The following is a 14,911-nucleotide window of genomic DNA, read 5'->3' as shown; positions in this document are numbered from 1 at the left end:
GATGCATCCCTGCGGGCCTCGGCACGCGGCGTCCTGCCGCGTGACGCCCGGCTTACCTCAAACCGGCACCATCCCTTCAAACATTCGTACTCGCTGTGGGTTTTTAACACCGCCATGCATGACATCCTTGTGTCGGGTTCGCCTCTTTAGTTCCTGTCGAAACGGACGCGAAACGATCTGCGAAAATGTCCTGGTAGCACCCGCTGCGCCATAATCTCAAGGCATCTGGGCCGATACACTGAACATCTGACTACAGATTCATATTAATTCATATTGTTTTTCTGATGTTTTTTGTAAAATCCCAGATATAACCATACCCTCTAATAGTTTTTTTATTTCATAATCATCACACAATGAAAAATATTGAGATAAACGCCACACATCTATGACATTAGTATTTTTAATATTATTATTAATATCAACCACCTTCTCTTTCTTTTCATTTTTTATTAAAAACCGAATACCTTTACCATGTTTAACAAAACACCAACCTTCATCATCAAGCCAGACGACTCCTTTCTTGGGGAAGTCCAATAGCAAGTCAAAATCCTTTACGTTTGAATAAGTAAAAAAGAATGCTTTTATTAATTTCCCTTGAAGGCTGATAAAGTCAAAAACCTGTTTTTCGCTCAACATATCAATATCTTACCCTTGTTTCAGCAGCTTCACGTAAAAGTTGATCACCTTGTGCCGTAGTGACATCGTGTATTCTAACTGGTACATCCTTAATTCCAGCCTTTGCTGCTGCTTCAGCTCTATGATGACCATCAATAATAATCACCTTACCATTAACAATAGCAGCATCAATAGGTTCATTGACATCAAAGCCATTTTTTTTCATATCTTTTACAAGCCGTTTTCCTTGGGATTCTGGCATTTAATTTTTATTCTGCCTGCTAATTAAAATATTTGGATCTATGTTTTTAGTAATGACTTGATTAGTACTACTCTCAGGTTTATTTCTTACCTTCCCGGTTCCACCAACAATGCCTGCTGCCCCAGCGCCGCCACTTCAACGTCACCAGATTGCACCTTACAAAGTCAGGGTTCCAACTTTTTAGGTTTAGTCCATGAATGTTTGGGCCCTTCTAACTCAGAGCATTTTTCTTTTCTTCATAATCTTGTAAATACTTTTCAATAGGATATGCAGTTCCAAGTTCATGTACATCACCCGTATCCTTATCAACTATAAATGGCGAATTACCTGCGAGCTGCGCAGAAAACTCCCCAGTTTCAAGGTATTCTCGAGATTGAAAACAAAAAAACCACCCTTCAGAAAAACGTCCATGCAGGGTAATAACAACCGGAATATCAGTATCTTTTAGATATTCTGTCGCTTTTTCTACAGCCTCTTCATAACTAACCATTAATTCGTCCTCAATAACTGGAATGTGTTCAGGGAAAGAAAGGCCGGAAACCCCACTTTACGCCGGTACTGAACAAAGTGAAGAGATCAGGTCCACGAGGTTCTGGGGTTGGAACAGGCTCATCCCGGCTTAAAGGGCCGGGGTGATTGACTATTTAAAAATCACATCGAATAAATTTTGAGTTCGGCAGAACATGAACTAAACCGTAATCTCATAAAGCGTATCTGGAGGGGCCTGATATTTCTCAAAATCCGCATGAATGACATCATACAGCTCAGATAATGTTATCTTTTTGATGGTTTCGATTTGGTTACATTCCGTCATTGCAACCACCATTTTTTCAGCATTGGTTAGCTTTATCATATCGACCAGCGTATCCAGGAGAATATTTAATCGTTCTTTGGGATCTCCAGGAAAACCTATGTCTGACGAGTCAGGATCATATTGATCATAGTCAATTAAATAGGTTGCATTAATTGCCCCATGGCAATCCGCAATATCGAATAGGAAAAAAGCATCTTTTGGAAAAAATTCCGATGGGTAGTTGAATAGCTCTCCGGCCTTGATTGGCCGAATATTAAGTTGACTATTTTCAATATACTCCATCAATGAAACCATTTCGTTAAAGCCTAAGGCTGGTTCTAAGTATCCACAAACATCATTTGACATAATAAATCCTACTTATTCAGTATGCCACTACAGTCCTGGTTTTCCTGCACACTCAGTACATTATTCTCCACTACTATGGCTAAGCGCAATTGTAAGTCCGACCCCATTACAAGCACAATCTAGGTTAAATAATCCCAAATGAGTTATTATACAGTGGGTTATGTGCCTAACCCCGGGCAGCCTAACCCGTATCCACAGTTTCTTATCAAGGGCCGCTGGCTGGATCAACTGGGCTTCACCACCGGCCAGTCGGCCACCGTCACCAATGAACGGGCATGGTTGGTAATTGAGACTGAGATTAAGTTCTGACGGCTAAAAATGAGCTCCCCACTGACTAAGTGGGGATTAACTAATTTAGCTATTTTTTTTAAAAAATTCTTCTAATATTTTTTTTATTGGCGGGGAAGCTTTTTCTGATAGAGGTTTTACGAGAGATAAAAATTTCTCTTTTTTAGATTTACTTAATACTGATAAATTTAAAAATCTTAATGAATCAATACATGTAACAAACAGATCTTCATCATCTATATTAATAAGATGTAAAATTACCTCCAGTTCATATGGGTTGTGTAAGTCACCCAAACATTCTACAAGTCTTTTTTTCCAAAACAACGATTTAAGCTCTAGCCGTTTTAATAACACCTCCCAGTCATCATCATTAAATTCCTTTAGTATTTCAGTTGCTTCTACAATAGCACAGTCATACCAATAATCACCAGGTTCACTCTCGTGACTAAAATCAAATATACAAACTTCAAATTTATTATACATATCTAATATCTCTTTCATTTTAAAGGGTTAAAACCAGGTGTTGGTTTTCCTCCAACTGGATACCCTGCGGTAATTTCATTACCTTTTTTTATTACATCAATTTCCACTCCATTAACAGTTCCTCGATAAAGAGTTTCTCCTGTTGTAGCCCTCTTACCTATAGCAGTGGTATTTCCAACCTTACTGATGGAATCAATGATGATTTTATCTGACCAGCCCTCAGGGAATAAGGTGCTAGTTTTTATTTTTGATAATTTCCCATCTTCAAATTGCGTTGTATATTTTACAGTTCGGGTTCCATCTGCATTAACCTTTATTGTTTCCACAGCATATTTAGGATTAGCATCATTAATATTAGGGGAATGCCCTCCTATTATCCTATTCGATCCATCAATCCTTTGTCCCGCTAGTATTTTAGTTTCAATTTCAGGCGTTAATTTAGTCTGCTGGCCAATTGGAGAATCCGTCGACCCTTTTGCCGCTTGACCTTCACCCTTAACAATATCATCAATAGCAGAGGTCGATTTGCCTGCGCTGGTCGTTCCCGTTGCAGGTGCTTTCTCGCCAACTTTCCCTGATTGCTCTAACGTCAATGCAATGATCGTTGACGCAAGCACCGCTTTTGTCAAATTGTTCTTATGCAATTGTATGTTATTCACCACTGGCTCAAGTTGTGATATCGAGTAATTCGCCAGTTCGCGACATTGCCCCGTGCAGTCTGGGGACATTGCAAGTTGCTTCAGTTTTTCCAGTTCGGTTTTCTGATCTGCTATCGATATCCCTGTAGATAACGCCTGCTTTTGTTGATCCGCATCCAGCTTTTTAAGATCTGTAACAAGTTGTTCTTTCTCAACATCAGTCTTGGCAGCAGCATACTTCTCAGTGAAGGCCTTAATGTCCTTATCACTCAGATAGTTATTCTCCACCTCAACCTTCGCCGCTGCACCGCCGCTCCCTGCGCCAGTAGAGCCGCCCACCGCTGCACCCGCGCCCATACCGGCCAGCGTGGCGAGGTTGGCGACCAGCTCTTTCTGCTCCTGCGTCAACAGAGTGGCACTTTTGCCATACAACAGCTGGCTAAGCGGTTCCGCACCAACCGAAGAGACCAGACCACCGGCGGCACCGCCAATCGCACTGCCGCCCTGCGCCTGGGCCAGCAGCCCGGAGATCGCAGTGTGCAGCACCACGCGCATTGCTTCGTTATCGCCAGAAGCCTGCTTAATCACCTGAGCCAGCAGCGGCCCGCTGGCGGCGGCCAGTGCGCCGCCTGCGTTGCCGCCTGCCAGAGCAGACAGCGCACCAACGATGGCATTAGCGCCAATCTGGAAGTTGGAACCGATGCCGTATTTGGCTTCTGCCTGCTTATACTCGTCAGAATTAAGTACCTTCGCTGTCAATTCAGCGGCAGTCAGGTCTTTGTTAGCCGGATTAGCGGAAAGCCTGGCCAGTGCAGCGGCTTTGGCCTCCTCTTTTGCCTTCTCGGTAAGTATTGTGCTGGCATAGCCTATTGCCTGCTGCCCCAGCGCCGCCATCTCACGCTGCACGGCCAGATGGTCCCTCATCTTCTGCGCATCGAAGGTATTTTCCAGCGCGGCGTTAGCGTTGGCCGTATCGCGGCTTAAGGTCTCAATATCCTGTTTCTGCTGGGCAGCATCACGGATCTCGATAGTGCCCGGCGATATCGCGCTGATGGTAGTAGAGCTGGCGCTGTCTTTGACCTGCTGGAGTCCGGCGGCCGGCGGGCCTTCTGTCCCCCCTGCAACGTTAAAACCGGTGGCTGACTGCTTCGCCACATTATCAATGCTGCTCCAGCCCAGCGTACCGGTACTAAGGTGATTTTTATCGGCATCGGCCGTCGAAGCAATGATTGCGCCATCCAGTTGGGTATGGTTGCCGACAAATACATTGTAGCCGCCGCTGCCTGCTGCAATGCCGCTCTGCTGCTGTACCGAGGCATAGTTGTTATACAGCTGGCTGCCACTGATATTGGCACTGCCCTGAACGGTCGTACCCGCACAGATAGGCGGAACACAAATGCTGGCACTAAAACCGGATGAGCTGTCTTTACTGTCGTAGTTAGCCTTATCCTGCTGGCTGGCGATCAGCAGGTCGCGCCCGGCATTAACCTCCACCTGGTTACCCGAGAGGTTGCTGCCTTTCAGGACGATATCCCGACCGCTGTTGACCACCAGCTTGTCGCTGGCATCCACCACGCTGTTATGGTGCGTCAGGCCACTGCCATCGGCTTTGGCGCTACTCTGGCTGGCAGAAAGTTCGATGGTGAAACCGTTTTGACCACCGCCACCGCCCAGGCCGACGCCCGCACCGTACTGATTACCGCCGCTTTTTGACTGTTGTGAATAGATGTCCTGGGCAGAACTCAGGGCAATATCGCGCCCTGCATCCAGCGTGACGTTTTTACCTGCCACCTGCACTCCCTGACCACTGATATCCTGATCGGCAGTCAGCGTCACATCCTGCACCGCCTTCAGTACCGTCCCCTGCTGTGCGACCTGTTCTGACTGCTGCGACTGGTGGCTACTGCCCACCGTTGTTTTCACCGTCACCTTTAAGGCAGCCGTATTTTGCGTAACGGTGGAGGCGATGGTTAACGCTGCCTGTGCGGCATAGATAGCCCGCAGGCGCGGGTCGTCGCTGCCTGACAGGCTATTAGTCATTTTTTCCGCTGCCTGCGCCAGGGTAACGGCATAACCCGACACTGATGTAGTAATCCCGTACTGCGCGGATTTACTGTTGCTACTGCTGTTGGTGCTGTCCTGTGAACTGCCCAGCACGATATTCTGACCGTTCACCTTCAGGTTGTTACCGGCATACACATCGCTGCCGTTCAGCGCCGTGTCACCCGCTGACGCTATCGTAACGTCACCCTGGTCGCTGACGATAGCGCTGCGCACCACGCTTTGTTGTTTACCGCGGCTCGCCTGCTGCCAGGCTGACTGCCCCCAGCCAAGCGTGCCGCTGTAGCCATCACTGCCCAGCGATCCGAGAGTACTGCTGCTGCCGCTGGCTTTCTCAACCTGTGAGTTTTCACCGCTGGTCGCCGTCACCTGGCCTTTGGTCGCCAGCACGCTGACGCCCCGGCTACCGGTTAGTGTGCTGCCCGCCAGCAGAATATTGCCCTCACTGCTGGCCAACGCCACATGGTTACCCGTCACGGATGAAGCATTCTGCGTCAGATACGTGCCGTCACTTTTGTTGCTGTCTTTTTGTACGCCAACCGGCGTGACCTGAGTCCCGTGATTGGGTGTGCCACCCACCAGGCGCGTCATGGCACCCGGGGTAGACATATCTGTGGTCACACTCCAGTTGCTGCTTTTACTGCTGCTATTGACCTTCTGGCTGTCTGTTGAGGCCACAACGCTGAGCTGATTTTTCGCCTCAAGAATGGCATCTTCCCCGGCGCTGATGCTGCTGCCCGCCACCAGGAGGTTGCCGCTGCCCGCCTTATTCTCTTTGCCTGTGGCATGCAGCTGGGTATTTCCGGCGGCCGTCAGCTGGCTGCCACTCTGGTAAACGCTGTCGCTGCTTTGCTGGCTGTTGGCTGAGGACCGGGTGTAGCTCAGTCCCACCTGGGCGGTGTCTCCCAGGGAAGCCCCCGTTTCAGTACTGAACGCTTTCACCTTCTGGAAGCCATTACCGGAGGAAGTGACGATATCGCGCAGGTTACGCACGGTATCCAGCGGCGTGCCGGTTAATGTCAGACCAAAGCCGCTGCTTTTTACTGTCTGAGACAGACTTTCACGGATGCGGTCCTCGCCAGAGATAATGGCGATGTTGGCCCCGGTAATGTCGATATGCCCGGTGGCCCGTGTGATGTCGTCAGCAGCACGTGCAGCAAGGACATCACTGCCTTTCACCGTCGCATTATTCCCGGCAACAATAATGACATTACCGGCAGAGGCCCCCACCAGGCTTCGTGCATCGCTCTGGGTGACTTTTGCCCCGTTGTATTCCGTTTTCGCCGACTGTTTGCCATAGCCAATACTGAGGCCGCCGCCCATCAGCCCGCTTTTTTTCACTTCGTGCAGACTGTAGGTCGATGCTCTCTCAGTGGCAGCCAGCACGTTAACATCATTACCCGCCTGAAGCGTGACGCTGCTTTCCGCGCCAATAGCTGCACCCGTTGCAGTGACATCATGTCCTGCCACCACAGAAATCGCATCGCCCGTCAGCTGCGTTCCTTTTGCTGTGGTCTTGTAATTTTCTTTAATGGTGTGGGTCGTGGTTTTCTTCAGGAAGCCTTTCTTGGTAGTGACTTCTTCTTTAAAGGCGTAGTCACTCTCTTGCGCGCTGTTCAGATTGACGTCACGGCCGGCCTGAAGTGCAAGAAGGTCGTCGGCTTTGACCGTTGCAGCATCACTGTTAATATCCCGCCCCGCCTGCACCGCAGTATTGCCGCCGCTGGCAATCTCCGTGCCCTGCTGGCGCACCGCTTCGTGGATTTCCGTACGTTCGCTGCTGCGGTAGCTGTCACCTTTAGTGGTGGTGGCCGCCAGCAGATTCACATCCCTGCCCGCCTGTAATGTCACATCGTTATCGGCCACCAGGCCTGCCGCCTGGCTGTTCAGATCGCGGCCTGCGCTGAGCGTCAGGTCATTGCCGCTGGTCAGCGTGGTGCGATCCTGACCGGTGACATGGTTTTCCCCTTTGCCCTTGCTGCTGCGCTGCGCGGTGTCTGCTGCGTTCAGGTTGAGGTCGTGCCCTGCCGACAGCGACAGATCCTTTGTCGCGCTGATGGTGCTGGCGGTGGCGCTGAGATCGTTTCCGGCGTTAAGAGTTAATGAACCTCCCGCAGAGAGATTGCTGCCGACGTTGTCGACCTTGCCGCTGCTGGCGATGTTTTTGCCTGCATACCCGGTATAGCGACTGCTGCTGGACGTCTGATTGGCATTGATAGCAATATCGCCTGTCGCATCCAGTTTCAGATCGCCGCCTGCCGTCACCTTGCTGCCGGTGACCGTAATATCCTTGCCCGCTTTCAGCGTTACGCCCTGCTGTGCGCTCATCGTTGCCGTTGTGCCCAGCTGGGTCTGGCTCATTGCCGCACCGGAGCCAAACCAGCCTTTGCTACTGGCGTTCCACTGCGTGGCCAGCGTCTGGTTATTAATACTGCCGTCGAGGCTCTCCAGCGCCAGTGTTTTGCCACTGATGGCCGAACCGATATTGTTGATATCGCCCAGCGCACTGAGGTTCATATCCCCGGCAGCGCTAATCAGGCCTGCGTTCAGGTTACTGATGCTGTTTTGGCTGTTGATATTCAAATCGGTTTTGGCGGCCAGTGTGCTGCCATTATTGGTCAGCGTTCCGGCGTTGAGTTCCACCGAGTTGGCGGCAATCACGCTGCCGCTGTTGACGGTAATATCCTTCGGCGACAGGTAGAGCTTTGGCACCATCACGGTTTCGCCGTTAATCTGCGTCGCTTCCCACCAGACAATGCTGTGGTCAAGCGCAGCAACCTGTTTTGCATCCAGCGATACGCCAAATTTTAATCCCAGCGACTGCTGTGCACTGGCGGCGTTATCCAGCAGATAACGCATCTGTTCCAGGTCGGAACCCACTCCGTTCAGATAGCGGTTGCCGGTCTGATTAAGCAGCGCATTGCTGACATAGCGGGTATCAAAGGCCGCATCACCCAGCAGACGGTAGTCGTAGTCAGGCTTAAGATTGAGGCGATCCAACAGGTAGGACGATCCAAGGAACTGTTTCTGGTCGGTGTAAGCACTGCGCGTTTCCTGCGGTGCGCTGCCCGGCTGTTTGCCCAGTAACGCATTGAGATCGCCAAACAGGTTGTGATCCAGCTTGCCCAGCCCGTCGAGCTGCGGGTTGGTGACGATCAGATACGGACTTTTGGGATCGCTGGCAGGAACGAAATAGCCGTTATTGCCGGTGGGCAGTGGCCACGCGCTGGTGTCGATGCCCTGAGCCACTGGCTGCTGCAATGAGGCTGGTTTTTTGGTAAACAGCGAAGTGCCGTTGTTGTTATTCGTGCGCTGATCGGCCAGCGTCGCCAGCGGCTGACCGTTGCTGTCCAGGGCTTTCCCACCACTCATTTGTTGCAGGGCAAACTGGATCTGCGACTGCCACTGGGGTGAATTAACCGTCACTTTTTCAGTGCCGGACAGAGCCTGTTGTTGCACAGTACTGCCGATACCCTGCTGGCTGAGGGTATTGAGCACGGGTTTTGCCAGGGTACTGGTGATCGTGCCGGTATTGGCACGGGTAGTCGTATTGCTGACGTTACTGGTGAAGCTGGCGGTCAGTGCACCACCGGCCTGGATCACGGCGCGGAGTGCGCTTCCGGTCGCCAGATTTTCAATGGTCGGGCCGCCCATAAGGGTATATATGAAATTAACACTCGACCTGCTGTTATCTACACGACTGCTACAGGTTTCAGTCCATGAAGATCCACCACATTTATACGTCTGCCATGTCTGCATGATGCCGTTTTCAATGGAATTATTATCCAGGCTGTTTCCACGCAGTTGTATATTTCTGTTAGCGAGCAGACTACTGGCTTTATTTTCTAATTTAACCGCGTTAATGCTCAGATCCTTCCCGGACGCAATACGCGCAACTCCTCCACTGGCACTGGCTGTGACTTGTTTTTCGCTGACCAGAACCCTTTGTTGCATATTTTCAGTCAGCGGCCGAGCTCCTGACTCATACGAACAGTTACCATGATGTCCACCTGAGCACTTTTCAATGCTGTAGTACTCAAGCATATCGGGAGTCAGTCGTAGTGTGATGGTTCCACTATTAGCCGGATAATAGTTCGTCACCTTCTCCGTCCAGGTCAGCCCGTCGCGCTGATTAAGCAGATGCGCGGTGGCCATCGTAATATCGCCGTTGCGCGTCTCAATGGTGCCGGAGGTGTTAATGATTTCACTGTTGGCATTGCCTGCGGCATCACGCTGCATCCACAGATTATTGTCAGCAAGGATATCGCCGCGCTGGTTGCGGATGCTGTTGGCCTGCAGACGCATATCCTGGCCTGCATAGAGTAAGGCTGTGTTAATGATGCTGCCCGGTGCCGTCAGCGTCAGTGACCCACTGGTTCCGGTAAAGCCGGCGATATTGATATCGCCACGGCTGGTCAGCGAGATATCGCCCCCGCCCTGCACGCTCCCGGCGTCATTGAGGTTGATCTGGCTACCGCTCAGGGTACTGGTGCGGGTGCCAGTGGTGATTTTACCGTTGTTGGTCAGTACGGCCCCCGCGCTGAGGTTAACGCCCTGCCCCTGCATCACGCCCTGGTTGTCGATGGCACCGTTGCTGGTGACCGTCAGCTGATTGCCTGCCGCCAGTGTGCCGCGATGCGTGAAGGCGTTAGCCAGTGTGGCCGTCACATCCCCAAGGGCCACCAGTTGACCGGTGGGGGAGAGTTGGTTGGCCTTCAGCGTCAGATTACCGCCACTCAGCAGTTTGCCGCCGCCCTGTTGCTCGACATTTGCGGCAGTGACATCTAGCTGCTGGTTGCCGAGCACGGTGCCGCTGTTGTTCAGTTGCTGATAGTTAACCGTCAGTCGATCGCCCTGGACACTGCCCTGATTGATCAGACTATTGCCGGTAAAGGCGCCCTGCTGTTGCGCCAGCAGCGTGCCTGTATTCTCTACCTGCGCCGCCTTAAGCAGTAGATCGGTCGCCTGTAACCAGCCCCCGTTATTCAGCTGCGACGCGTTAAACGTCAAATCATCGCTGAAAAGGAGTTTTCCGTTATTCTGTGCCGTTCCGGTGATATCCAGCCGGGTCTGTTTCCCCCCCTGAATCACACCGTCGTTGGTCATCTGCGCCGCCTGCAGCGTCAGCGCCTGCTGGCTGAACAGTATCCCGTTCTGATGATTGGTCAGGCGATCGCCGAGGACCAGCGTCAGGCCGTTATCCCCCTGTAACCTGCCGCTGTTCTCCAGCGTGCTGCCGTTCATGGCCAGCGTGTTGCCCTGAATACGGCCAGCATTCTCTATTGAGGTCGCATTCACGCCCAGCGCACCGCCGCTTAACAACGATCCGGCCTGCTGCTGTTTTAGCACACCCGTCAGGCCCAGGGTCAGGTTATCCACCCCACTGATGGTGCCCTGGTTATCCAGCGCATCGGCCGTCAGCGCGAGATTTTTAGCCGTCCACTGTCCCTGATTGCTGAGGGTGGCGGCATGCAGTAACGCTTCACCCTGCGCACCGATCTGGCTGTTGGCAGCGGAGGTCAGCGTATCACTCAGCTGCAACTCCAGGCTGTCGGCGCTCTGTATGCGGCCCTGATTGCTCAGCGTGCGGGCGTTGGCGACAATATCCTGCGCCTGCCAGATGCCGTCATTACTCAGGCTGTCGCCGTTTATTCTCAGAGTGCCCTGGGTCAGCAGCTTACCGCTGCCGCTATAAATACGTTGCACTGCTGGTGTTGCCGCCAGCGCCATGCGTGCCACAGCGGCGGGGAGAGAGCCGAGGGTCAGGGCCTGCAACCCCACCAGCGTGCCGTTGTTGGTCAGCGTTGCGGCGTCTACCGCCAGCGTGCTGCCCTGCACCGCGCCCTGATTAGTGAAGCCAGTGGCACGCAGCGTCACGGCATCTTCGCCGAGCAGCTTGCCGGTATTGTTCAGCGTCGCAGCATCAAGCTGAATGCCGCCCTGGCTTAAAATCTCACCCGTATTCGCCAGCGTATCCCCGACCTGTGCCGAGATGCCTGCGCTGCCGATGGCCGTTCCGAGGTGCTGCCAGCTCTGCGCCGTGACGCTAACCTGCGCCCCCTGCAGGGTGCCGTCAGTGGTCAGCGTATGGCTGCTGAGTTCCAGCATGCCGCCGCTCAGGGTCTGCCCGCTGGCGCTCTGGGTCAGTTGCCCGGCGGTGACGCCAAGGTGTTGATTACCCTGCCACAGGCCGCTATTGCGGAGGACATTACCGCTGAGTGCCAGATCCTGCGCGGTAATTTTTCCCGTATTCAGTAAGCTGTCTGCGCTGACCTTGCCGTCTGCCAGGCTACGGATCTGTCCACTGTTATCCAGCGAGGTGCTGTCAAGCGTCAGCCGCTCATCGCCCTGCATCAGGCCGCCGTTGATCAATGACGTCGCGTTCAGCGCCAGCGTGCGACCTGCCAGCAACTGGCCCTGGTTATTCAGCTCGCGCGCCGTCACATCCAGCGCTTCACTGATTTGCAGTAGCCCGTCATTGCGCAGACTGTCGAGCGTCAGCGTCAGTCCGCCGGAATCAATCAGCGCACCGCTGGCAGTATTGACCAGTTGCCGTGTGCCTAACGTCAGTGCGCGGTTAGCCTGCAACAGGCCGCTGTTGGTCAGCGTCTGCGCAACCGTCAGTTCTCCCAGATGGTTCATCAACAGCGTACCGCTGTTATTGAGATTGGTGCTGCTCAGTACCAGGTGACCGGCTTGCAACTGACCACCATTATTCAGCGTGGTGCTGGTCAGTTCGGCGCGGTCGCCACTCACCAGGGTGCCACCCGCGAGGTTATCGATCGTTGCGCTGTTCACCACCAGCGTATTATCACCCTGCATCCAGCCACGGTTCACCAGGCTGGCACTGTTCAGAGTCAGAGCAGGCGTGACCATCTGCCCGTCATTCACCACCTTTGCCGCATCAATGGCCAGACTGCGGGTGGCATTCACCTCCGCTCCCTGCTGGTTAGCAAACTGCTGAACCAGCGTCAGGGCCAGCACCGCCCCCTGAAGCGCACCGCCGTTGTTCAGGCTATCGCCGTCGATGCTCAGCGCGCCATGCGAGACCATATCGCCCTGGCTGGTGATAGTGTGCGCCTTCAGGGCCAGACTGTCGTTGCCCTGCAAGGTGCCACTGTTTTCGATGCGATCGCCCGAAACATGCAGTGTCGCCGCCGCCATCTGTCCGGCATTATCCAGTGACTGGCTGACAGTCGTCAGCTGCCCCTGTGCCAGCAGCAGGCCACCCTGCTGATTGTGCAGATCGAGATAATCCGCGCTGAGATTGTGCGCGTTAATTTCACCGCGGTTAAACAGGCTGTCACCGCTAAGGGTCAGATCGCCATCGCTGGCGATCAGCCCGGCGTTATTCAGCCGTGCGGGACTCAGTGCAAGGTCACCTGCGCTGTGCAGTGTGGCACCCTGTAGGTTATCGAACAGATCGGTCTGCAATTGCAGGCTGCGGCTGCCATCCAGCAGGCCGCCGTTGGTGAGGTGCTGTGTGCTGAGCGACAGTTCGGGCGCCACCAGGGTGCCGTGGTTATTCAGGCTGTCGGCGGTCAGGGCGATGCGCGCCGCGTTACTTTTGCCGTTATGGTTCAGGGTGGTGGCGTTGACGATGAGGTCACCGCGCGCGGCGTGGGTGCCGTTCAGCGTCGCCTGCTGCGCCGCCAGCTTGAGGTTACCGCCGCTTTGTACCTGCGCCGTGCTCTGGGTGGTCAGCGTCCCGGCATTCAGCGTCAGATCGCCGTCTGCGTTAACCTCCCCGCCCAGCTGCATCTGGTCGGCCTGCAGGTCAATCGCCTGCTGGCTGGTGATGCGTGCGCCCTGCTGCTGATTCAGACCGTCGCCGCTGAAATACACGCCGCGATCGCCCGACAGCAGTCCCTGCTGCTCCAGTTGCCCGGCACGCATCGACAGTAAACCGTCGCTGAGTATTTCTCCCTGAGCGCCCTGCGTCAGCCTGTCGCTGAGGGTCAGGCTGGCCTGCGTTTTTGCACTGAGCGTGCCGTTCTGCTCCAGCCGGTCGCCAGTGAGGGTTAGCGACCCGCCGCTCAACATCTTTCCCTGATTTTTCAGCTGACTGCCGCTGACCGTCAGGTCGCCGCTGCTCTGCATTGTGCCGCTGTTACGTTGCGTGATGGCGCGGGCACTCAGGTTTCGGCTGGCATTCAGCGCACCGCGGTTATCCAGCGCGTCCGCGTTAAGCGTAAGATCCTGTCCGGCGGTCATCTGACCCTGCTGCGAGAGCAGGGTGGTCGCGGTGGCCCGGATATCTCCGGCTGCGTTCGCCTGGCTGGCGCTATCCAGCGTCAGCGCATCGCCGCTGAGCTGAATATCCCGGCCCGCCGTCAGTTTGCCGCTCTCCAGAGCCCCTGTTTTCCCGGCGTTGATTATCACATCCCGATCGCTGACCAGCGCCGCGTTTTTCAGCGCCACGTCACCGTCACTGCTGACCGTGATGTCGCCTCCGGCTTTATGATCGCCGCTGAGCGCGACCGTCACGGCCCGGACGCTGAGCGCCCCGCTGGCCAGACTGTTGTTCACCGTCAGTTTGCCGCTGGCATCCAGGATGATATCCCCCTGACGGGCATTAAGGTTGCCAAGGTTCACCCCCACGCCTTTGTCACTCGACACCAGGCGGATGCGGTTGGCGTACATGCCGCCCAGCGCGCCCGTATCCACCGCCACCGAGGGCTGCGGGTCCTGAGATCCCTGCGCAGTGACCTTGCCCTGCGCATCAACGCGGTTCGATCCGGCAATCACCGTCAGATCCCGGGCATGGATATCGGCGTTGATTTCAGTGGCGCGTGCGATAATGGACAGCGCATCGCTCTGGCTGGCATTCAGCCCCTGCCCTTCAACGATGATGGTGCCTTTAGAAACCGCCAGGCTGCTGACATTACCCTGGCTGTCAAAGGTTGGTTTCCCGGTGGTCAACGTCACCTGCGGCGTGTTGATAAAGCCGCAGCCGTTACAGGTGATCCCGTACGGGTTAACCACCATCACGTTCGCGGCCTTGCCCGCCACCTCGGTAAAGCCCTGCAGCTGCGAGCGGTTGCCGCCAACCACCTCATTGATGATCCCGCGCGCCTCTTTTCCTGCCTTCAGGTTCGGGTTGTTCTGGATCAGCCCGCCCAGCTGGGTCTGCGTCAGCCTGTCGGTGGCGTTATTGAGGATCAGCCCCGGTTTGCCGACATTGTAATCACTGAACTGGTTATGGGAGATCCCTGCCTGGTTTGGCGTGGCGATATTCAGCACCGGTACGCCGTTGGCCGCCTTGTCCATCTGGCTGCCCGGGGTCACCGGGGTGATGGCGGCAGCCACCGCTGGCAGCAGCGGCTGCCCGGCAATCAGCGTACAAATCAGGTAACTCAGCAGACGCTGAGAACGGCGAACCGGTTGCTGATGATTGTCCATAAT

The 14,911-nt window shown here is 54.2% G+C and carries 7 protein-coding genes; 1 reads left to right on the top strand and 6 read right to left on the bottom strand.

From position 1 onward, the window contains the following. Positions 1-258 precede the first annotated feature (258 nt). The 4 genes from FVB43_RS17205 to FVB43_RS17190 form a co-directional block, all read right to left on the bottom strand. Positions 259-636, bottom strand: a complete 378-nt coding sequence (locus FVB43_RS17205; RefSeq protein WP_167864375.1) for a DUF6896 domain-containing protein — start codon at positions 634-636, stop codon at positions 259-261. Position 637: 1 nt separating this feature from the next. Beyond that, positions 638-877, bottom strand: a complete 240-nt coding sequence (locus tag FVB43_RS17200; RefSeq protein WP_167864374.1) for a ParB N-terminal domain-containing protein — start codon at positions 875-877, stop codon at positions 638-640. Between the two features lie 211 nt (positions 878-1,088). Further along, positions 1,089-1,367: a YrhB domain-containing protein gene (locus FVB43_RS17195; protein ID WP_167864373.1), complete on the bottom strand. Its 279-nt coding sequence runs from the start codon at positions 1,365-1,367 to the stop codon at positions 1,089-1,091. Between the two features lie 198 nt (positions 1,368-1,565). Further along, positions 1,566-2,036, bottom strand: coding sequence for a hypothetical protein (locus FVB43_RS17190; RefSeq protein ID WP_167864338.1), 471 nt, complete (start codon positions 2,034-2,036; stop codon positions 1,566-1,568). A 138-nt stretch (positions 2,037-2,174) separates the two neighbouring features. On the opposite strand from FVB43_RS17190, the gene FVB43_RS17185 reads away from it, so the two are divergent. Next, positions 2,175-2,345 (top strand): SymE family type I addiction module toxin, encoded by a 171-nt coding sequence (locus tag FVB43_RS17185; RefSeq protein ID WP_167864372.1) that lies wholly within the window; start codon positions 2,175-2,177, stop codon positions 2,343-2,345. 45 nt (positions 2,346-2,390) lie between these two features. Here FVB43_RS17185 and FVB43_RS17180 read toward each other — a convergent pair whose 3' ends face one another. Together FVB43_RS17180 and FVB43_RS17175 are read right to left on the bottom strand one after the other, a co-directional pair. Continuing rightward, positions 2,391-2,807 (bottom strand): hypothetical protein, encoded by a 417-nt coding sequence (locus FVB43_RS17180; RefSeq protein WP_167864371.1) that lies wholly within the window; start codon positions 2,805-2,807, stop codon positions 2,391-2,393. A 14-nt stretch (positions 2,808-2,821) separates the two neighbouring features. Beyond that, positions 2,822-14,908, bottom strand: coding sequence for a hemagglutinin repeat-containing protein (locus tag FVB43_RS17175; protein ID WP_167864370.1), 12,087 nt, complete (start codon positions 14,906-14,908; stop codon positions 2,822-2,824). Positions 14,909-14,911: the final 3 nt, after the last annotated feature.

The sequence above is a fragment of the Erwinia rhapontici genome (genome assembly GCF_012271765.1).
Classification (GTDB): Bacteria; Pseudomonadota; Gammaproteobacteria; order Enterobacterales; family Enterobacteriaceae; genus Erwinia; species Erwinia rhapontici.
The sequence above is the reverse complement of the archived record's forward strand: the minus strand, read 5'-3'. Positions and strand labels throughout refer to the sequence as shown.